Origin of the sequence: Kitasatospora sp. NPDC049258 (genome assembly GCF_040678895.1) — a bacterium.
In the GTDB taxonomy this organism is placed as follows: Bacteria; Actinomycetota; Actinomycetes; order Streptomycetales; family Streptomycetaceae; genus Kitasatospora.
On record NZ_JBFAQT010000015.1, the window covers coordinates 75,683 to 94,443 of the forward strand.

The window sequence follows — 18,761 nt, forward strand, 5'->3', positions numbered from 1 at the left end:
ATCATCTTCATGGACGCCATCACCGCGAGCCGGTCCACCGCGCTGCTCACCGACCGGTACGAACTCACCATGCTCCAGGCCGCCCTGCGCAGCGGCGCGGCGCACCGCCGCTCCGTCTTCGAGGTGTTCACCCGGCGGCTGCCCAACGGGCGCCGGTACGGCGTGATGGCCGGCACCGGCCGGGTGCTGGACGCGGTGGAGGCCTTCCGCTTCACCACCCCGCAGCTGGACTGGCTCGCCGACCAGCGGGTGGTGGACGAGGCCACCCTGCGCTACCTGGCCGACTACCGGTTCACCGGCGACATCCACGGCTACCCGGAGGGCGAGGTCTACTTCCCCGGCTCCCCGCTGCTGCGGGTCGAGGGCAGCTTCGCCGAGGCGGTGATCCTGGAGACCCTGATCCTGTCGATCCTCAACCACGACTCCGCGATCGCCGCCGCGGCCTCCCGGATGACCTCGGCCGCGGGCGACCGCCCCTGCATCGAGATGGGCGCCCGCCGGGCGCACGAGCAGGCCGCCGTCGCCGCCGCCCGGGCCGCGTACATCGCCGGCTTCGGCGCCACCTCCGACCTGGAGGCCGGTTTCGCCTACGGCATCCCGACCACCGGCACGGCCGCGCACGCCTTCACCCTGCTGCACGACAGCGAGCGGGACGCCTTCACCGCCCAGATCGACTCGATGGGCCGGGGCACCACCCTGCTGGTGGACACCTACGACCTGGCCGAGGCCGTGCGCACCGCCGTCGAGGTGGCCGGGCCGGGGCTCGGGGCGGTCCGGATCGACTCCGGCGACCTCACCCTGCTGGCCCACCGGGTCCGCCGCCAGTTGGACGAGCTGGGCGCCACCGACACCCGGATCATCGTCACCTCCGACCTGGACGAGTACGCCATCGCGGCGCTGGCCGCCGCCCCCGTCGACGGGTACGGCGTGGGCACCAGCCTGGTCACCGGCAGCGGGCACCCGACCTGCGCCATGGTGTACAAGCTGGTGGCCCGGGCGAGCGGGCCCGACGGCGAGCTGGTGCCGGTGGCGAAGCGCTCGGCGGGCGGCAAGAGCAGCCTCGGCGGGCGCAAGTGGGCCGCCCGGCGCCCGGACGCGGACGGGGTCGCCGAGGCGGAGGTGGTCGGGCTCGGGCCGGTGCCCGCGGAGCTGGCCGGGCACCTCCTGCAGGTGCCGCTGGTCACCGGCGGCGAGGTGGTCGGGCGGGAGCCGCTGGCGGCCGCCCGGGAGCGCCACCGCCGGGCGCTGGCCGCACTGCCGCTCTCGGCGACCCAGCTGTCCAAGGGCGAGCCGGTGATCGTGACCGAGCTGCCGGCCACCGCCCAGGCGGGCCTGCCGGTCGGAGTCTGACCACGCCGGCCGCGGGCCTTTCGCCTACGCGCGTCACTCCCTAGAGTTCATAGCCCCGGCCCCTGGCCCCGACCCGAGACCACAACGAGAGAAGCCAAGCCATGCACCGCGCCCTGATCGTCGTCGACGTGCAGAACGACTTCTGCGAAGGCGGCAGTCTGGCCGTGTCCGGCGGTGCCGAGGTCGCCGCCGCGATCACCGACCTGATCGCCGAGTCCGCCCCCGGCTACACCCACATCGTCGCCACCCGCGACCACCACATCGACCCGGGGACGCACTTCTCCGCCGAGCCGGACTTCGTCAACTCCTGGCCGGTGCACTGCGTGGCGGGCACCGAGGGGGTCGGTTTCCATCCCAATTTCGCGCCCTCGGTGACCTCGGGAGCGATCGAGACGGTCTTCGACAAGGGCTCCTACTCGGCCGCGTACAGCGGCTTCGAGGGCAGTAACGAGAACGGTGAGGGCCTGGCCGACTGGCTGCGCTCCCGGTCGGTGTCGGAGGTCGACGTGGTCGGCATCGCGACCGACCACTGCGTGCGGGCGACCGCCCTGGACGCCGCCCGCGAGGGTTTCACCACCCGCGTCCTGCTCGACCTCACCGCTGCGGTGGCCGCCCCGACGACGGCGGCGGCCCTGGAGGAACTCCGGCTGGCCGGAGTCGAGTTGGTCGGCGAACCGGTGGTGCGGGGCTGACCCGCCAGGGGTCTCAGCGCTCGGTCACCAGCAGCTCGACCACGTCCTCGCCACCGGCCCGGAAGGCCTCCCGCAGCTCGCTGCCGACCGCCTCCGGCTCGGTGGCGAGCCGCTCGCCGCAGACGTACACCACCCGCACCCCGAGGTACTCCATCCGGTGCTGGCCGCCGCGCACCCAGGCGGCCTCGCCCTCGCTGACGCAGCGCAGGTCCGAATCCACCTCGACCGCCACCGCGACATCGGGCCAGTAGAGGTCGGGCACCGCCACGTAGGTGCCGCCGCGCATCCGCAGCTCCGGGCCGGTCAGCGGGGCCGGCAGCAGCCACTCGTCGACCAGCTCGCCGATCCGCTCCAGCACCGCCTCCCGCCCGGTGGCCAGCAGTTCGTCCAGGGCGGCGCGCACCCGGGGCTCCTCCAGCAGCCCGGCCTCGGCGAGCTCGGTGGACAACTCCCGGAGCGCACCGCCGGATTCGATCCGGGCGACGGCCTCGCGGAGCACCGAGCGCAGCAGGCCGGGGCCGATCACCCCGGCATCGAAGGCCCCCGCGTCCGTCCACTCGCGCACCGCGTCGGCCACCGCGCGGGCGACCGGGGCACAGGCCAGGCCGTGCACCGACCGCGCCACCAACTCCCGCTCGGTCCGGCGGATCCGGACCTCCCCGGCGTCCCGAAGCCGGCGCTGACGGGGCACCAGCACCTCGACCCCGGTGACGGCCGGCAGCCGCGGCATCGAGACGAAGCCGTACAGCGCGAGCGCGGCCGCGCCGGTGATCACCGCCCCGTCCCGGCCGTCCTCGTCGCGCCCGTTCTGCGCGGCGTACAGCAGCGCGGCCCACATCCGCTGCTCGGGGGTCGGCTCGCTCTCCTGCAGCAGGTACACCCGGGGCAGCATCCGCTGCCAGGGACCGCCTCGTCGGCAGTGTTCGCTGACCACCCGGGTCGGCACGCCACGGGCACGCAACTGGCTGGCCGTGATCACGTTCTGCTGCCGCCTGGCCAGCTCTTCGAGGGACAAGGACTGGGAAGGAATCTGGTAGCTCATGCCGACACCCTCCCCAACAGCCCCGCCCCGGCACCCCCGACCTGACGACCTGTTACCCAACCGTCGCGAAAACGGGACTGGTCTGCACTAAAGTCCCCATACCCTCACCCATTCGGCGGATAGGACGTTCATTCAGTTGCCGGATTAGATCGGACTTGACGGGTACCATCCGATTTTCATCGGATTGGCCTCCGGCGCAACCGAAGCCACCCCATGACACTGACCTGGTGATCATGACGGAGCGTGACCGGCGACGCACGGTGAAGCACCAACCCGGAGTCAACCCCGTGTCGGCGATTGCCTACCATCAGCTCATGCCACGTGACGAAACCTCCGGCCGGCGCACTGCCCAGCTGCGCCTCGGCCGACTGCCCGGCTACGTCCGCCGACCGGACCTCGCCCGCCGCAACAGCGAGGACGGCCGCGCATACAAGAAGGGCTGGGAGGTCCGCTTCACGGCGCGGACGGAGGAGGAGATAGCCGAGATCCGGGAGCTGGTGATCGCGGCCGGCTTCGCTCCGGCCAGGCCGTTCTTCAAGGGGCACCAGCTGATCCAGCCGGTCTACGGCATCGCGGCGGTCCAGGCCTACCTCGCCGCTCGGGAGGCGGTCGAGGCAGCCGAGGAATCCGCCCGCAGCCGCCGGACCGAGCCGTCCCTGGGCATCCCCGGACAGACCAGACGGGAGGCCGCCCCTGCGGCGGCCTCCGCTGCCGCCGTGGCCGCCTCCGCCGCGGCGGCCTCGGCCCGGCGCTCGCACCTGGCCGAACAGGCGGCCCCGCAGGCGGCCCCGCGGCCGGGCGGCGGCCGCAGCGACGTCAGCCCGGTCGGCCGTACGTCCTGAGGGGGTTGGCCACCGCGGGAGCAGCAGGTCGGCGGGGGCGTGGGCATCGCGGCGGCAGGTCGGCGGGGGCCGTGCGCGGCGCGGTCCGGCGGCCCGGACCGCGGCCGTGCGCCCCCCGCCCCGGCAGCACGCCCTGCGGATGCGCCGCCCGCCGTCGCCGATCCCGCGGCGGCATCCACTCGTTCGGGGCCGATCCGGTCGGCGCCGCGCCCCGTCCGCGCGCCGGCGCCGCCGGTCCGCCAGGCCCTGCGGCGGCGGCACCGGTACGCCGTCGAACGGACCGTGCCGGAACGGCGGCCGGCCCGGATCCGGCACCGTTGTAGCATCGCTGACCAGCCGTGACACGGTCACCGTCGGCGCCATGGCACAGACCTGACCGCTCGTCAGCGAATCGGCCGGATCGGGCCCCAGTCCCGGTCATCTCAACGGACTTGTCACCCGGTGCAGCGGGGCGAGGGCCTAGAGTGAGCGGAATGTGCGCCGCCCCGCCGCCCCGAGCAGATCGAGAGGCAGATGTGACAGAACGTCATGTCCAGGCCGAAGAACCGGCGGCTGCGACCAGGGCCGCGGACTTCCCCGGCATGCCGGTGGAGTTCGGCGCCTTCTGCGAACTGCACCGGCCCCGCTACCTGAGCTACGCCCGGGTCTGGTTCGCCGACCCGGACCAGGCCGCCGCGGTGGTCCGGCACGCGCTGGGCTGTCTGGCCTCGGTCTGGTCCGAGGTGCTGGTCGGCCCCAACCCCACGGCCGCCGCCTGGGAGATCCTGCGCACCACCATCGCCGAGCAGCGGGCCGGTTCGACCCCTTCGGGCCTGCGGCCCGGCCCGGCCGACGAGGACCTGGCGATCCTGCACTACGTGGTCGGGCTCGCCACACCGGAGATCGCCGACGTGATCGGCACCGACACCGCCAGCATCACCGGCCGCCTCCGGCACGCCCGCCGCAGCAGCCCCGTCGAGGAGGTGTGACGGGCGCCCGCCGCCCATGGTGATCGGGATCACCCGCGTGCCCCCTGCTGACGGGCCGTCCGCGGGCGAATGATGATCCCAGCCGACCGAAACGGAGCCCGCAGATGTCCCCAGCCCCCGCCGCACCCGGCGAGCCGGGCGGAGCCTTCCCCCCGGGGCCGCCGACCGCACACGCCTTGGTGCACGCCATCACCCTGGTCGAGCAGCAGGCCAAAGCCTGCGCCGACCTCGGCTCGCCGCTCTACGCCGCGCTGCTGGACCAGGTCGCCCTCGACCTCGCCACCGGCGGCCCGTGCGCGGCGGCGCTGGCCGGACACGAGAGCGCCCCGGCGGGAGCCGCCGTCGCCCTGCGCCTGCTGGGCGGGGTGCACGCCCTGGTGCTCACCGGGCGGGCCCCCGAACTGGCCGCCCACTACCCCAGCGCCGGCGGGCACGTCGACCCCGCCCGCCCGGCGGCCGCCTGGCCCGCCTTCCGGTCCGCCGTCGCCGCCAACCTGCCCTGGGTGCGCGACTGGCTCACCCGGCCACCGCAGACCAATGAGGTGGGCCGCGCCAACCTGCTCATCGCCGGCCTGCTGCACACCCTGGCGGGCCGGGCCCGCCCGGTCCGGCTGTTCGAGCTCGGGGCCAGCGCCGGGCTCAACCTGCTGGCCGACCGCTTCCGCTGCGAGTCCACCGACTTCTCGTACGGGCCGGCCGACTCACCGGTCCTGCTCACCGATGCCTGGCGCGGCGCACCGCCCGTCCCGCCGGCCGGATCACCGCCGCTGGAGTTCACGGAGCGGCGCGGCTGCGACCTGACCCCGATCGACCCCCGCTCCGCCGAGGGCGCACTCGCCCTGCGGGCCTACCTGTGGCCCGACCAGCCCGCCCGAGCGGCCCGGCTGGAGGGTGCGCTCCGGCTGGCGGCGCAGATCCCGGCCCCGGTCGAGGCCCGGGGCGCGGCGGACTTCCTGCGGGGGGTGGACGTCGTGGACGGCACGCTCACCGTGGTCTGGCACTCGATCATGCGGCAGTACGTCCCGGCCGAGGAATGGGCCGCGGTGGAGCGGGAGTTGGCGCGGCTGGCCGGGCGGTCCACGGCCGCGGCGCCGTTCGCCCACCTCGCCTTCGAACCGCGCCGGGACGGCGACACGCACCGCTTCGTGCTCACCGTCCGGTCCGGTCGGGAACCCGAGCGACCGCTCGCCGAGGCGGCCCCGCACGGGCTGCCGGCCCGGGCCCTGGACGCCCCGCCGCCCGGCCGGTAGCGCGGCGTCAGGGCGCGGTCAGGGGCGCGCGGCGGTGACGTCGTGCAGATGGTGGACCGGGTCGTGGATCAGATACCGGGCGAAGGACGCCACGGTGAACCGCGCCCCGTCGCTCCGGGTGCCGGTGCGCTCCCACCGCGCGCCCTCGACCTGTTCGAAGGCACAGGCCAACACCTCGGCCGCCGCGGCCAGTTCGACGGCGACCCGGGCCGGCTCCTGCCGGTCGTACCGTTCGGCGACGGCGGTCTCGTCCTGGTCCCAGTTGGGGAAGGCCGGATCGTCCTGGCCGAGCATCAGGGCGAGCCGGACGTCGAAGAGCCGGAACACGTCCCGGACGTGGCAGGCGTATTCCAGCGCGGACCACACGTCCGGGGCCGGCCGCCGCCGCAGCCCCGCCGGATCGCCCGCGAGCAGGCCCACCCAGGCCGTCGCGTTGGCGCGCACCATGCCCGCGACGGCCTCCAGGGCCACCGCCGGGGTGTCCAGACCGCAGTCGGCGCAGGCGCGTTCGAGCACCCAGGTCCAGTCCTTGGTATCAGGAGTGATCATGGCTCAAGGGTGGCCCCGGCCCGGCCGGACCACCAGCGGCCGGACCGCCATCCGTCCGCGAGATGCTGCCGTCGGCGCCGCCCGGCGGCCGCCGAAATTCGCTTGCCCATCACCCCAGAATGAACCGTGTGACCAGCACCTTCCCCCTTGAGGCCGTACCCCCGCCCACCGGCTGGGAGGTTGCCGCCGTACCGGCCGACCACCCCGACGCCACCGTCCTGCTGCGCGAGTACACCGACGAGCTGATCAGCCGGTACTACCGGCGCCCCGCGTCCTCGTCGGAGATCGACACCTTCGCCGGCGACATCGCCGACCTGTTCGAGCCGCGCGGCTCGCTGCTGGTCGCCCGGGCCGGCCGCACCCTGCTCGGCTGCACCGGAATCCACTGGCTGGACGAGGAGCGGGCCGAGCTCACCCGGGTCTACGTCCGCCCCGGGGCGCGCCGGGGCGGCGGCGGGGCCCGGTTGATCGGCGCGGCGGAGCAGGCCGCCCGGGCCCGCGGCGCGCACCGGATGCTGCTCAACACCCGCAAGGACCTCACCGAAGCCATCGCGCTCTACACCCGCCTCGGGTACCGTCCGACCGACCCCTTCGGCGACGACCCGTACGCCGAACTCTGGTTGGCCAGGCCACTGTCGGGTGACTGACGGGCCGTCGGACGGGCCGTCGGGGGCTCGCCGTAGGATGTCGGCCGCCCGCCTGCCGCGGGCGGACCTGACACCCACGGGGGGTACCACACCATGACGGCCAACGCCCCGCGCAGGGCCGCGCTCTGCCTGATATCGGTCGCCATCGCCGCCGCGCCGCTGGCGGGCTGCGCCAAGAGATCGGAGCACCCCGACGCGGCCCCGCCACCGGCCGCGCCGGCCGTCACCGGGCCGCTCTCCGCCGCCCCCTCGCCGACCACCGCACCCACCGCGAGCGAGGCGCCGAGCGGCACCGCCCCCAGCCCCGGCGCCTCGGCCGACGCCTCCGCAAGCCCCGGCGGCAAGCGGACCAGTGCCTCGCCCGGCCCCGCCAGGACGGCCGCCAAGCCACCCGCAGCGGCGCCGGCACCCACCGCCAAACCCGGCCCGGTCGCCCCGCCACCGCCTCCGGTCACCCCGCACACCCCGCCGCTGCAGAGCGGCTGCGCCCCCAGCCACACCGGCACGGACGCCCCCCGCGGCGCCGTCGGCGACGCCCTGGCCGCGGCGGCCGCCCAGTCCCGCACCCTCTCCCTGGGCAACGGCGGCACCGACCGGCTGCCGCCGATCCCGACCGCCCTGCTCAAGGCCGTCGCCTGGCAGGAGAGCGGCTGGCAGTCCACGATCCTCGCCTGCGACGGCGGCATCGGGACCATGCAGATCATGCCGAACACCGTGAGCTGGATGAACACCAAGTTCGGCACCAAGAGCGACGTCAACACCCTCGCCGGCAACGTCCAGCTCGGTGCCCAGCTGATCGACTGGCTGATCGCCTACTACGGCGACTCGTGCTTCGGCGGCAGCTACGACCTCTCCCCCGACCCGGTGAACGGCCGGACCCCGCTGCTCGACCTGGTCATCGCCGCGTACAACGCCGGGGCGGGCAACGTCCACTACACCACCACCACCGACCCCGCGACCGGCGCCACGGTCGGGACATCGGTGATCCCCAACCCGGGCTACGTCGCCAACGTCAAAGCGATCATGGCCAAGGCCCCCTGGACCACCGCCGGCTGACCGAAAACCCCTGGCCCGACCGGTGCTCCCGGCGTAGAACGGGCGGGTGATCAATCATGCCGCCCTGCTCGACAAGCCCACGCTCGAAGGCCGCCGGGTCCGCCTCACCCCCCTGGCCCCCCGCCACGCCGAAGCCCTCTGGCACGCGACCCAGGACCCGGAGGTCCGCCGACTCACCGCGACCCGGCAGGAGTTCACCCTCGACAGCATCCGCACCTGGTGCGCCGAGCGCGCCACCCGGCCCGACCGCCTCGACCTCGCCATCGAGAACCCGGCCGACGGGGAGTTCCTCGGCGACCTCGCCCTCAACGACCTCGACCCCGACTCCGAATCGGCCGGCTTCCGGATCGCGCTGCGCCCCGGCAGCCCCGGCCGGGCCTGGGCACCGAGGCCACCGTCCTGCTGCTGCGCCACGCCTTCGAGCAGGTCCGGCTCCACCGGGTCGAACTGGAGGTCTTCGCCTACAACCCGCGCGCCGTCCGGTGCTACGAGAAAGCCGGCTTCGTCCACGAAGGACGAAGCCGGCAGGCCCTGCTCTGGGACGGCGAACGCCACGACGTCCTGCGGATGGCCGCCCTGCGCACCGAGTGGCGCCCCGCCCCGGCCTGACGCGAAGCCTCAGCCGCCCTTGCGGACCACGCAGATCGCGTCGGTCAGGCTCCCGGAGAGCGCGGCCGGCAGCAGCGCCCGGCACACCGCTGCCTCCTGCTCGTTCTTCGGCCCGTCCGCCGACGCGGGGGCGGCGGCGCCGAGCACGCCGGCCGTGGTGGCCGAGGCGAGGAGGGCGAGAGCGGCGAGCTTCTTGAACATGACGGCCCTTCGGGTAGGCGACGACTGTGCAGCCATCTCTTACCCGAAGGGCCGATCACATTCGACGATCTACGGCCGTCCGTGGGCGTGTCAGCGCCGGTAGGGGTTGTCTCCCGGCGGGGCGGCGGGGGGCTGCTGGGGCGGGTACTGCTGCGGGTACGCCTGCGGCGGCTGCTGCTGGTACCCGTACCCGACCGGGGCCGGACCGGACCCACCAGGCCCACCGGCACCCCCGCCCCCACCACGCGACCGCCGCACCAGGAACACCACCAGCCCGACCACCACCACGAGCCCGACGACCCCGCCCACCACAGCGGCCACCGGGAAGCTCTTCCCGCCGTCCTCCTGCACGGCCCCCGCCGACGCCCCACCCCCGGCCACCGACCCGCTCGGCACCGGCTGCGGGCTCACCGGAGCCCCCGACGAGCCCTTCTGCGACTCCGCCCGCCCGAGCAGCGGATTCTCCTTCGCCCCACCGTCCACCGCCGGGTTGGGCGCCAACGCGGCCGCCGGCGAGGCAATCCCGTACCCATAACTACTGTTCGGCACAGCCGACTTGTCCGGCGGAGCCACCGCCGACTTGATCATCCGATTGATGACCTGCCCCGCCGAGAGCTCCGGATACTTGGCCCGCACAAGCGCCGCGATCGCGGACACGTAGGCGGTGGCATCCGAAGTGCCGTTCGAGGTGATGTAGGCCGAGTTCGACTTGATCCCGGCGCTGGCGATCCCCACCCCGGGTGCCGCCAGTGTCATCTCGGGGCCCTTGTTGGACTTGTCCCAGACGGCGCCGGTCTTGTCGACGGCAGCGACCGCGACCACTCCCGGGTAGGCCGCCGGATACGCGACAGGATTCCCGTGATTACCGAGATTTCCCGCTCCCGCGATGAGGACGACGTCCTTCGAGAGGGCGTACTCGACCGCGGATCGCGTCTCACTGTCGGCCGCGGACCCGCCCGACACCGACAGGTTGACCACCTTGGCGCCGTGGTCGGCGGCGTAGCGGATCGCCTCGGCCAGCTTGGTCTCTCCGCCCTCCGCCTCACCCGCGTCGTTCAGGGCGACCCGGATCGGGAGGATCTTTGCCTTGGGGGCCAGCCCCATGATCCCCGACTGCCCGTCGTGGCCGTGTCCGGCGATGATGCTGGCCATGGACGTGCCATGCCCCTTGGTGTCCGCGCGCCCGTCGCCCTGCGCCCCGGACAGGTCGGTCCCGGGCAGCACCTGGCCGCTGAGATCCTGGTGATCCGGCAGGACGCCCGTGTCGACGAGGGCCACGGTGACTCCCTCACCCTGGCTGAGCGGCCAGACCCTGGACTCCGCACCGTAGTTCTGCAACGGCCACTGAGCGTCGCGGATGCTGTCCGCATACGCCGGCGCCACCGCAGGCCCCCACAGCAGGGCACCCGTGGCCAGAACAGCCACAATGCCCATCGGTCGCCTGACCACCAAGTCCTGTCACCTCATTCTTCGTACGGGCCGTCCGGAGAACGGCTGAACACGAGCCACCTGTCGAGCGGGCAGGTCACTCCACCACGTCGGGGTTGACCCGCTCGCCGGACGCCCAGGTCTCCTCGTCCTCGACGAGGTAGTCGGGACGATCCTTGGCCTGCTTCTTGTCCTTCTTGCCGCCACGGCTCCCGCCGGGCATTCCGTTCGCCGCTCCGTCCGCGCCCGGCCCGCCCTGCCCCCGGCTTCGGCCGAGCCCGGAACCGCCCTCGGTGAAGGCCTGTCGGCCGGATCCGTTCTTGCCTGCCTCACCGACCAGCCCGCCACCCTTGCGGACGAGCCCGGAGGACGTACGACGATCCGCACCGGCACCGCCGCCCGCACCAGCGCCGGCTCCCTTGGCGTGGCCGCCTTCCATGCCGCCCGCGCCGAAGGCATTTGCGCCTCCACGAGCGGAGCCGCCGGCCCCACCGATGGACCGACCCGCTCCGGATCCCGCTCCCGATCCGCCGAGCTGGCCCCGTTGGCCTCCCGTCGAGGAGCCGCCACGGCCGCCGGCCCCACCGGCCGCACCACCGCCCCGCACGTCCACGCCCCCGGCGATACCACCGGCGTGCCCGCCCGAGTTCACGCCCGAGCCGCCACTCCCGCCGCCTTGCGGCAGGACGTTCCCCTTCGGCGCGGTCGTCCCGACGTGCACACCGTCGATCCCGGTACCAGGACCACTGGGCCCGGGCGAGGCGGGCTTGGCGGGCGAGTTGGCAATGCCGCCCTTGATGCCCGGATCCGTCGGGCCGGCCTTCGCGGGCTTCGGCGAGGTGGTCGATCCGCCGATGGCCGGGCCGGAGGAGCGCGGGGTCGGGGCGACACCGCCCTTGCTCTGGCCGGCGCCCGCGAATCCCATCCCGCCGCCCATGATCAATGCACCGAGGGCCGCCGCTCCGCCGGAGTCCGGCGGCTGCAGGTCCTCGATCTCGTCGCCGATGTCCGTCTTCCTGGGCGGCTTCAGGTAGTTGGTGGTGGCGCGGTACTTGGCGGCGAGGGTCTCCATGACGCCCACCGCCTGGGCCTTCTTCTCGTCGGAGATCGCCGTGCGGGTGTCCTCGTCGTCGGCGCCGACGGTGGACTTGGCGGTGTCGCTGATCGCGTCGCCCGCCTTGTCCCACCAGCTGGGCTCCTCCGGCATGTCCCGCTTCGCGGTGTCGATGGCCTCCGACATCATCTGCATCGCCGCGGCGGCGTCGTTCGCGTACGCGGCCGCATTGTTCACCGCGTTCGCGAGCTTCGTCATCTTCGAGTAGAAGGCGTCGCTGGTCGACCCCTCCCACGACGAAGTCGCGTCGGCGGAGGCCACGTTCAGGGCGCCGTGGATCTGCTTGAGGGTCTCGGTGGCCTTGCGCCAGGGGTCGCTGGCGGCCATCACGCCGCCGGAGTCCATGGACTGGACCATGCTCCGCATGTCGCCGTGGCTGTAGCCATGGAAGTTGGTGAATTCACTCATGATGATCGGACGCCTCCCGTTTCCGTCCCCGTCCCCATCGCCCCGCAGCGGTCTACCACGACGGCTTCGGCTCCCCGCTGCCCGACGGGGACGCGGTGCTCGTCGGGGCGGTCGGGGACACCGCGGCGACCGGCCTGGGCTGCGCGGCGGTCGTGGTGGTGCCGTAGACGGTCTGGCTGTGCGTGGAGGGGTTGGCCACCGACCAGCCGTCGGAGCCGACCCGCAGCGTCCGCGAGGTCTCGTGCTCCTGCTCCTCGTAGTTGACCGCGGTCAGCTCGGCCTTGCGCTGGGATTCGTCGATCGCGTCGTAGAGCGCGTTGAGGACGTCCCGAAGACCGTCCCGCATCTGCTCGTACCGCTCGTGCAGCGCCTGCGCCTCCGGGAAGCTGCCGAAGGCGGACCCGCCGACCCCGCTCTGCCCGTGCACCCGCGTGCCGTCCGCCGTGGTCTGGAACTCGCTCAGCAGACCCCGCACCTGCGTGGCGAACGCCCGGAGGCTGTCCACCTCCACGCGGTAGCCGGCGCCGGAGCCGCCCGTCGATCCGGTCCCCGTGCTCACGTCCTCGTACCTCCCCCGTACCGGAGTGGCGGGCGGGTGTTGCTCCGGCGCCGCCCGCCGGCCACCTGCCGTTGCCAAGCTTCAACCCATATGTCTAACACATGCAACGCCGCGTCAGAACGGCGACTCGTACCCCAACCATCGCCCACCGTCTACCTGTGGGTTCCCGCCGACCGGGTGTCGTACGCCCGCTGCGCTTCGACCAGCCCGCGGCGGCACAGGGAGTCCGCGTGGCGGGTGGTCTCGGGGAGCCGGTAGGAGGGGCTCAGGGTGAGGGTGGTCGCCACCGCCTCCGCGAGGCCGATGCGGTGGCCCACGGAGACGAAGACCGGCTTGACGCCGCGCCGGGTGCGGACGGCCCGGCCGACCTCCTGCGCGCCGTCGAGCAGCGGTGAGCTCGCGCCGCGCTCGTCCGCCGGCTGCTGGTGCTCGAAGCCGAACGGGGTCTTGGCCACCCCCATGGTGCGCAGGCCGGTGAGGACTCCCAGGTGGCTGGCCAGGCCGAGGCGGCGCGGGTGGGCGAGACCGTAGCCGTCGCAGACCACCAGGTCGGGCGTGTGCCGCAGGTCGGCCAAGGCGTCCAGGACGGCGGGGAGTTCGCGGAAGGCGAGCAGTCCGGGGAGGTAGGGAAAGGCGATCCGGCCGGTCGCGGTGGTCTGCTCGACGGCCTCCAGGGTGGCCAGGTCGAGCAGGACGGCGGCGGCCACCACCAGGTCGCGCTCGTCGTCGTAGGCGACGTCCACACCCGCGACCAGGGCGCCGTCGGACGGCTGCGGGGCGGGCCCGGTGGCGATCACCAGGCCGCGCAACCGGTCCTGCTCGGCGCGCGCCTCGGCCTCGCCGCTCGGCCAGTCGACGGGTACGGGCATGGCTCCCCCAAGATGATCGGTCCTGGGGATCACCGTATCGACCGCCGACCGCCGACCGCCGACCGCCGACCACCGACCACGGAGCACCGCGCCACCGCCCCACCCGCACCCGAGCCGCACCCGAGCCGCACCGCGGCGGCCCCCGAGCGCACCGGCCGACGGTTCCTCCGGCGGGCACGATCCCGTGCGCCCCCTCGTGCCTCTGCATATGCCCGGATCCGCCGATTACCCTGATAAGGCTGCACTTACCGACCTACCGTCATGGGTAGGCCCTCAGTACCGACTCCCGCACTTCCGCCCCCGCGCGAAGGACTGACCGCCATGCCGCGCCCCACCACCGCACAGCTCTGCACCGGCACCCTGATCGTCGTCGCCACCACGGTGGCCCTGCTCGCCGTCTCCGGTTCGTCGGGGGTGTTCGAGGTGGCCGTGCTGGTGCTGTTCGCCATCGCGCTGGGCACGCTCACGACGGCGCTGCTCATGGCGGTGGCCGCGCAGCGGCGGCCGGCTGCCGAGCCCGGGCTCGGCGAGTCGTCCGGGCTGCCGCGGCCGGAGTACGCCGGGCAGGGCTGACGCCCCCGACCCGGGGCTGCGGCCCCGGGCCTGCCTGCGGTGGGCCGTCAGGCCGTGGAGATGACCACGGTCTTGGCGGCCTTGTCGTGGATGCACTGGCGGTACGGCTTGTCGAAGACGCCAAACAGGCCGTCGACCGGCCACCACAGGCCGCCGCAGCAGATCACCGCGGGCAGCACGAAGGTGGCGGACCTGGTCCAGGCCGCGTTGCTGGTCGGGGCTGAGCCGTCGATCAGCATGGCGACCCGGAGCTTGAAGAGCTTCTTGCCGACGGTCTGGCCGTCCCGCCCGAGCATCAGCCCCTCGTAGACCAGGAAGAAGGCGTAGCCGAGCCAGATCGGGCCGATCCAGCCGTTCTGCCGGGTCAGGTCGGAGAACGGCAGCGACACCACGATGGCGAGCAGCTCCATCATCACGAAGTCGAGGACCTTCGCGGTGATCCGGTTGGGCCAGCTGCCGAGCGGCGGCATCCCCGGCACCGGGCCGGCCCCCTGGTCGCCGTACGGGCTGCCGCCGGGCGGCGGGGCTCCGTGGGGGGCACCGTACGAGGTGCCCTGGCCGCCGGGCGGAGCGCCGTACGGGGCGCCGTAGCCCGGCGGGGCGTCCTGCGGGGCACCGCCGGGGGCGGGCGGGGGCGTGCCGTACGGGTCGGACGGCGCACCTGAGGGCGGACCCGCCTGCGGGGGCTTGTCGAAGGAGGGCTTGTCGCCCCCCTCCTGCTCATGGCCTGAGGGGTCGTTGGTGCTCATGACCCGAGTAGAACACCGTGAATACCACGCTGTAGGGATATCTGACCCGTTTTGACCTATTTCGGTTCCGGACAGCCCGTCAGCTGCCGTCAGGCCCGCACCACCCGGGTGCCGGCCGCGCGGTCCTGCAGCCCGCGCCGGGTCCGCCGGTCGAGGAGCGGCCACAGCAGGCCGATCACGAGTACGGCGGTGAGCTGGCCGACGAGCCAGCGCAGCAGCGAACGGGCCGGCCGCAGCGGGCGGGGGCGGCCGGCCGAGGCCTTGGCGTCGACCACCTTGATGCCGGCCAGCCGCTTGCCGAAGGTCTGACCGGTACGGGCGGTCGGCAGGACCTCGTACACGACGCCGAGCAGCACCAGCAGCCCGAGCAGTGCCGCCGCCTTGCCCGCGACCACCGGGTCGACCATCCAGACCTGCACCGCCCGGCCGGTGAGATGCGACCGGGCCTGGGCCAGTTCGAGCTTCTCCCGGAGGTGCTCCAGCACGGAGGCGCTGAGCGGGACGGCCGCGGCGGCGGCGACCACGGCGACCACGGCCGTGTCGATCGCCCGGGCGAACAACCGGCGCCCGAGACCGGCGGGCCGCAACGGCGCCGGCCTGCGGGCGGCGGACTTCGCCGGAGCGGGCCTCCCCGGAGCGGGCTTCCCCGGGCCGGCCTTCACGGGGCCGGGCTTGGCGGGGCCGGGCTTGGCGGGACCGGGCCCCGCGGCAGGCGCGGCCGCGACCGGCCGTACCGCAGCGGGCTCGGCGGCAGCGGGCTCCGCCACCGCCCGCCCGGCGGCGACCGGTTCGGCGGCGACCGGTTCGGCGGCGACCGGCTCCACCGGAAGCGGCTCCACGACCGTCGGCGCCGCGACCGCGACCACCGACGCGACCACCGGCTCCGCAGCGACCCCCTCGGCCTCGGCCCCGGCCTCAACCCCGACCTCGGGCGCGATCCCGGCCTCGGCCCCGGCCTGGCCCAGCACCCCCCACGACACCCACCGCGGCGCCGCCCCGGTCTCCAGCAGCCCGCGCTGCGCCGCCGGGTCGGCCCGCCAGCCGGACTCCCCCGGATCCTGCTCCTCGGGCCGGTACAGATCGGCAGGGGTCGCCGGGAGCGGTGGCAGCGGAAGCAGCTCCGCCCGGCGGACGGTCGACGGGTGGTGCTGCTCGGTGGCGGCGGCGGCAGTGGCGGCGGCCGGCGACTGACGCTGCTCGACGGCGGCGCGCGGCCGCAGCTCCAGCTCGGCCTGCGGGGCCATCGTGAAGGCGGCGCCGGCCCCCGTCTGGTCGAGGAAGACCGGGCCGGTCTCGCCGCCCCCGCCGGCCTCCGGGAGCGGTGCCGCGGGCGGCGCCGGGAGCACCACCGGCGGCGGCATGTGCCGGGGCGGGACGACCGGCGGCGCCTGCCGGGCGGCGAAGTGCGGGGGCGGCAGTTGCTCGCCCTCGGCCGGCGCCCGTCGACTGGTGCCGGGCACCCAGCCGGTGCCGCCCCAGTATCGGACGAAGCCGGGGATCGAGGGGTCGGGGTAGTAGCCCGGCGTCGGGCCGGCGGCCGTGTCCGCACCGCCGGCGAATGGCCGGTCCGTCATCCGTGCTTCCTTCGCGCCCGCACCGGGCCGGGTCGATTGACGCAGGCGGAGAGTCGCCGTGCAGTCACAAAGGGTAGTGCCTGAGCCGCGCACTTCCCCCGGGTTCGGCGGAAAAGACTCCGCCCGAATGTGTGTAAGAGATCCTGTGCACCGTGCTCTCTCCTCCCGGAGGGGCTGAGCGGCAGCCGTTCCGGAAAGCGGAGAGGAACACGGTCATGGAGCGGTCCGTCGGTGTGGTGGAACAGGAGCTCGACCTCGACCTGGTGCTGTCACCCGAGCGCAGCGTGCCTGTCCCGGCCCGGCTCTCGTACGGGAGCCACGACCCGTTCGCGGTGCACATCACCTTCCACCTCGACACCGGCACGCCGGTGACCTGGGTGTTCTCCAGGGAGCTACTGGTGGAGGGCACGTTCCGCCCGTGCGGGCAGGGGGACGTACGGATCTGGCCCACCCGGTCGGGGCGGCGGAGCGTGCTGTGCCTGGCGCTCAGCTCGCCGGCCGGGGACGCGCTGCTGGAGGCGCCGCTGCCCACCGTGGCGTCCTGGCTGGAGCGCGCGCACCGGCTGGTGCCGCCGGGGGCCGAACTGGGGGCGCTGGACCTGGACGGCTCGCTCGCCGACCTGCTGGCGTGACACCGGCGTGCCCCCGTGACTCCGGCCCAGCGGCATGACGCCCACCCGGGCCGGCATCAACCCGGGAGACCGGGCCGCCCCGGCCGCCACGACCGCTGCGACCGCCGCCGTCAGGCCTGCTGCGGCTCGCGCGGAGTCCCGTCGGCCTGCCCGCGGGAGCCCGCCGCCCGGCCCGGCCGCTGCTGCGGCAGTGCGGCCAGCGGCGCGCCCGCGGCCCTGCGCCGGGCCCTGACCCGGAGCGCGGACAGGGCCAGGAAGCAGACCCCGACGATCGGGTAGACGTCGGCGGGGAGCTGGTGCAGCAGCGGCAGGTGCAGGTCGAGGTCGCCCTTGTGGGGGACGATCCACATGCCGAAGGACAGAAAGGCCAGCAGCGTCGCCGCGAGGATCGGGCGCCAGCGCAGCCGTCGGACGGCGGCCGGGCGGGAGCGCTCGTGCGCGGCCTCGGCGGCCAGCAGGACGAGCATCGGCACGCACCAGACCCAGTGGTGGGTCCAGCTGATCGGCGAGATCAGCACGGCGGTGACGGCGGCGCAGCAGACGCCCCAGGCCTCGGCGCGCGGCGTCCAGCGGCCGCTGCGGTGGGCCCAGGCGGCGACGGTCAGGCCGACCAGCGCGACGGTGCCGCTCGCCAGGGTGGCGAGGGTGCCGGGGTCGGCGCTGTGCAGCAGGCGGGCGACGGCGCCGCGGACGGACTGGTTGTCGACGATCTCGGTCTTGCCGACCCGGGAGGAGTCGTAGAGGTACTTTGTCCAGAAGCCCCAGGTCGCGTCGGGGAGCACGGCGGCGCCGAGGGCGAAGGTGGCCAGGAAGGTGAAGCCGGCCACGAAGGCGGCCCGGATCCGGCCGGTGATCAGCAGGTAGACCGCGAACAGGCCGGGGGTGAGCTTGATGCCGGCGGCGATGCCGATCGCGACGCCCTTGCTCCGCCTGCCGTCGGGCCGGGTGAGGTCCCAGAGGATCAGGCAGGCCAGCGCGAGGTTGATCTGCCCGTAGCGCAGGGTGGTGAAGACCGGCTCCAGCCAGACGCCCAGGCCGGCGATCAGCACCACGCCCACCGGGCGCAGCTCGCGCCGCGGCCAGCCGACCAGCTTGAACGACAGGTGGGCCAGCACGGCGAGCAGCGCGACGTTCCCGGCGGTGATCGCGACCCGCAGGAAGCCGACGCCGAACCAGGTGGTCGGCACGAACAGCATGGCGGCGAACGGCGGGTAGGTGGCCGGCAGGCTCCACTCGGTGACCCGCAGCGCGTAGAGGTCGTGGCCGTCGGCGACGGCGGCGCCCTCCGCCCGGTAGACGATCATGTCGACCATCGAGGTGCCGACGAAGTGCCGGACGGTGGCGTAGCAGAGCAGCGAGACCAGGGCGAGTGCGGTGGCGAGGGCCAGCGGGCGGCGCGGGGCCTGCCGCAGTGCGGCCAGCGGCGCTTCGAACGGGCGGCGCCAGGCGGCCGGCGCAGGGGGCTGCTCGGGGCGCCGCGAGGGCGTCCTGCGTTCCTCTTGCACCGTGCTCACATCGTGCTCCGTCCGCTGGTGGGGCCAGCCTGCGACCTTACCGGACGGGGCCCTGCGGGCGCCTGGGCACGCGGGGCCGGTGGGGGCGGAACGGGGCCGCCCCCGGAGCCGTGACGGCTTCCGGGGGCGACCGGT

The 18,761-nt window shown here is 74.3% G+C and carries 19 protein-coding genes and 1 pseudogene; 10 read left to right on the forward strand and 10 right to left on the reverse strand.

The window, feature by feature from the left end; all coding sequences use genetic code 11:
- Positions 1-9 precede the first annotated feature (9 nt).
- Together AB0K43_RS15575 and AB0K43_RS15580 are read left to right on the forward strand one after the other, a co-directional pair.
- Complete coding sequence (locus tag AB0K43_RS15575; protein ID WP_363639826.1) at positions 10-1,350, forward strand: nicotinate phosphoribosyltransferase; 1,341 nt, start codon at positions 10-12, stop codon at positions 1,348-1,350.
- 101 nt (positions 1,351-1,451) lie between these two features.
- Positions 1,452-2,042 carry an isochorismatase family protein gene (locus AB0K43_RS15580; protein ID WP_363639828.1) on the forward strand — a complete coding sequence of 197 codons (591 nt, stop codon included), beginning with the start codon at positions 1,452-1,454 and terminating at the stop codon, positions 2,040-2,042.
- A 13-nt stretch (positions 2,043-2,055) separates the two neighbouring features.
- Here AB0K43_RS15580 and AB0K43_RS15585 read toward each other — a convergent pair whose 3' ends face one another.
- Positions 2,056-3,084, reverse strand: a complete 1,029-nt coding sequence (locus tag AB0K43_RS15585) for a hypothetical protein (RefSeq protein WP_363639830.1) — start codon at positions 3,082-3,084, stop codon at positions 2,056-2,058.
- 314 nt (positions 3,085-3,398) lie between these two features.
- On the opposite strand from AB0K43_RS15585, the gene AB0K43_RS15590 reads away from it, so the two are divergent.
- The 3 genes from AB0K43_RS15590 (at position 3,399) to AB0K43_RS15600 (ending at position 6,144) form a co-directional block, all read left to right on the forward strand.
- Entirely contained in the window at positions 3,399-3,926 is a 528-nt protein-coding gene (locus tag AB0K43_RS15590) for a hypothetical protein (RefSeq protein ID WP_363639832.1), read from the forward strand.
- A gap of 515 nt (positions 3,927-4,441) precedes the next feature.
- Complete coding sequence (locus tag AB0K43_RS15595) at positions 4,442-4,894, forward strand: hypothetical protein (RefSeq protein WP_363639834.1); 453 nt, start codon at positions 4,442-4,444, stop codon at positions 4,892-4,894.
- A 104-nt stretch (positions 4,895-4,998) separates the two neighbouring features.
- On the forward strand, positions 4,999-6,144 hold the full coding sequence (locus AB0K43_RS15600) for a DUF2332 domain-containing protein (RefSeq protein WP_363639836.1): 1,146 nt from the start codon (positions 4,999-5,001) through the stop codon (positions 6,142-6,144).
- 18 nt (positions 6,145-6,162) lie between these two features.
- Here the strand turns inward: AB0K43_RS15600 and AB0K43_RS15605 are convergent, their stop codons facing one another.
- Complete coding sequence (locus AB0K43_RS15605; RefSeq protein ID WP_363639838.1) at positions 6,163-6,693, reverse strand: DinB family protein; 531 nt, start codon at positions 6,691-6,693, stop codon at positions 6,163-6,165.
- Positions 6,694-6,821: 128 nt separating this feature from the next.
- Here AB0K43_RS15605 and AB0K43_RS15610 point away from each other — a divergent pair, with 128 nt between their 5' ends.
- The 3 genes and pseudogenes from AB0K43_RS15610 to AB0K43_RS15620 all read left to right on the forward strand — a co-directional run bounded on the left by AB0K43_RS15610 (position 6,822) and on the right by AB0K43_RS15620 (position 9,005).
- Positions 6,822-7,340, forward strand: coding sequence for a GNAT family N-acetyltransferase (locus AB0K43_RS15610; RefSeq protein WP_363639840.1), 519 nt, complete (start codon positions 6,822-6,824; stop codon positions 7,338-7,340).
- A 93-nt stretch (positions 7,341-7,433) separates the two neighbouring features.
- Entirely contained in the window at positions 7,434-8,396 is a 963-nt protein-coding gene (locus tag AB0K43_RS15615; protein ID WP_363639842.1) for a lytic transglycosylase domain-containing protein, read from the forward strand.
- Between the two features lie 46 nt (positions 8,397-8,442).
- Positions 8,443-9,005, forward strand: a pseudogene (locus AB0K43_RS15620) (GNAT family protein).
- 9 nt (positions 9,006-9,014) lie between these two features.
- On the opposite strand, the gene AB0K43_RS15625 reads toward AB0K43_RS15620, so the two are convergent.
- The 5 genes from AB0K43_RS15625 to AB0K43_RS15645 all read right to left on the reverse strand — a co-directional run bounded on the left by AB0K43_RS15625 (position 9,015) and on the right by AB0K43_RS15645 (position 13,584).
- A complete protein-coding gene (locus AB0K43_RS15625; protein ID WP_363639844.1) occupies positions 9,015-9,206 on the reverse strand; it encodes a hypothetical protein in 192 nt (63 codons plus the stop codon).
- Between the two features lie 90 nt (positions 9,207-9,296).
- Positions 9,297-10,640 (reverse strand): type VII secretion-associated serine protease mycosin, encoded by a 1,344-nt coding sequence (gene mycP, locus AB0K43_RS15630; RefSeq protein ID WP_363639846.1) that lies wholly within the window; start codon positions 10,638-10,640, stop codon positions 9,297-9,299.
- A gap of 91 nt (positions 10,641-10,731) precedes the next feature.
- Positions 10,732-12,156, reverse strand: coding sequence for a hypothetical protein (locus tag AB0K43_RS15635; RefSeq protein WP_363639847.1), 1,425 nt, complete (start codon positions 12,154-12,156; stop codon positions 10,732-10,734).
- Positions 12,157-12,208: 52 nt separating this feature from the next.
- Entirely contained in the window at positions 12,209-12,715 is a 507-nt protein-coding gene (locus AB0K43_RS15640; protein WP_363639848.1) for a hypothetical protein, read from the reverse strand.
- A gap of 152 nt (positions 12,716-12,867) precedes the next feature.
- Positions 12,868-13,584 carry an endonuclease V gene (locus AB0K43_RS15645; RefSeq protein ID WP_363639850.1) on the reverse strand — a complete coding sequence of 239 codons (717 nt, stop codon included), beginning with the start codon at positions 13,582-13,584 and terminating at the stop codon, positions 12,868-12,870.
- Positions 13,585-13,905: 321 nt separating this feature from the next.
- On the opposite strand from AB0K43_RS15645, the gene AB0K43_RS15650 reads away from it, so the two are divergent.
- Positions 13,906-14,157 (forward strand): hypothetical protein, encoded by a 252-nt coding sequence (locus AB0K43_RS15650; RefSeq protein WP_363639852.1) that lies wholly within the window; start codon positions 13,906-13,908, stop codon positions 14,155-14,157.
- Positions 14,158-14,204: 47 nt separating this feature from the next.
- Here AB0K43_RS15650 and AB0K43_RS15655 read toward each other — a convergent pair whose 3' ends face one another.
- Positions 14,205-14,906 (reverse strand): RDD family protein, encoded by a 702-nt coding sequence (locus tag AB0K43_RS15655; protein ID WP_363639854.1) that lies wholly within the window; start codon positions 14,904-14,906, stop codon positions 14,205-14,207.
- A gap of 89 nt (positions 14,907-14,995) precedes the next feature.
- On the reverse strand, positions 14,996-16,480 hold the full coding sequence (locus tag AB0K43_RS15660) for an RDD family protein (protein WP_363639856.1): 1,485 nt from the start codon (positions 16,478-16,480) through the stop codon (positions 14,996-14,998).
- A 215-nt stretch (positions 16,481-16,695) separates the two neighbouring features.
- Between AB0K43_RS15660 and AB0K43_RS15665 the strand changes: the two genes are divergently transcribed.
- A complete protein-coding gene (locus AB0K43_RS15665) occupies positions 16,696-17,112 on the forward strand; it encodes an SsgA family sporulation/cell division regulator (protein WP_350639737.1) in 417 nt (138 codons plus the stop codon).
- Between the two features lie 110 nt (positions 17,113-17,222).
- On the opposite strand, the gene AB0K43_RS15670 is transcribed toward AB0K43_RS15665, so the two are convergent.
- The gene (locus AB0K43_RS15670; protein ID WP_363639858.1) at positions 17,223-18,626 is read right to left on the reverse strand and encodes a glycosyltransferase 87 family protein; all 1,404 of its coding nucleotides are present in this window, start codon (positions 18,624-18,626) and stop codon (positions 17,223-17,225) included.
- Positions 18,627-18,761 lie beyond the last annotated feature (135 nt).

Coding starts and splice junctions, on each gene's coding strand:
- AB0K43_RS15575 (WP_363639826.1), top strand. CDS start 10: ATGGACGCCATCACCGCGAGCCGGTCCACCGCGCTGCTCACCGACCGG.
- AB0K43_RS15580 (WP_363639828.1), top strand. CDS start 1,452: ATGCACCGCGCCCTGATCGTCGTCGACGTGCAGAACGACTTCTGCGAA.
- AB0K43_RS15585 (WP_363639830.1), bottom strand. CDS start 3,084: ATGAGCTACCAGATTCCTTCCCAGTCCTTGTCCCTCGAAGAGCTGGCC.
- AB0K43_RS15590 (WP_363639832.1), top strand. CDS start 3,399: ATGCCACGTGACGAAACCTCCGGCCGGCGCACTGCCCAGCTGCGCCTC.
- AB0K43_RS15600 (WP_363639836.1), top strand. CDS start 4,999: ATGTCCCCAGCCCCCGCCGCACCCGGCGAGCCGGGCGGAGCCTTCCCC.
- AB0K43_RS15605 (WP_363639838.1), bottom strand. CDS start 6,693: ATGATCACTCCTGATACCAAGGACTGGACCTGGGTGCTCGAACGCGCC.
- AB0K43_RS15615 (WP_363639842.1), top strand. CDS start 7,434: ATGACGGCCAACGCCCCGCGCAGGGCCGCGCTCTGCCTGATATCGGTC.
- AB0K43_RS15625 (WP_363639844.1), bottom strand. CDS start 9,206: ATGTTCAAGAAGCTCGCCGCTCTCGCCCTCCTCGCCTCGGCCACCACG.
- mycP (WP_363639846.1), bottom strand. CDS start 10,640: ATGGGCATTGTGGCTGTTCTGGCCACGGGTGCCCTGCTGTGGGGGCCT.
- AB0K43_RS15635 (WP_363639847.1), bottom strand. CDS start 12,156: ATGAGTGAATTCACCAACTTCCATGGCTACAGCCACGGCGACATGCGG.
- AB0K43_RS15645 (WP_363639850.1), bottom strand. CDS start 13,584: ATGCCCGTACCCGTCGACTGGCCGAGCGGCGAGGCCGAGGCGCGCGCC.
- AB0K43_RS15650 (WP_363639852.1), top strand. CDS start 13,906: ATGCCGCGCCCCACCACCGCACAGCTCTGCACCGGCACCCTGATCGTC.
- AB0K43_RS15655 (WP_363639854.1), bottom strand. CDS start 14,906: ATGAGCACCAACGACCCCTCAGGCCATGAGCAGGAGGGGGGCGACAAG.
- AB0K43_RS15660 (WP_363639856.1), bottom strand. CDS start 16,480: ATGACGGACCGGCCATTCGCCGGCGGTGCGGACACGGCCGCCGGCCCG.
- AB0K43_RS15665 (WP_350639737.1), top strand. CDS start 16,696: ATGGAGCGGTCCGTCGGTGTGGTGGAACAGGAGCTCGACCTCGACCTG.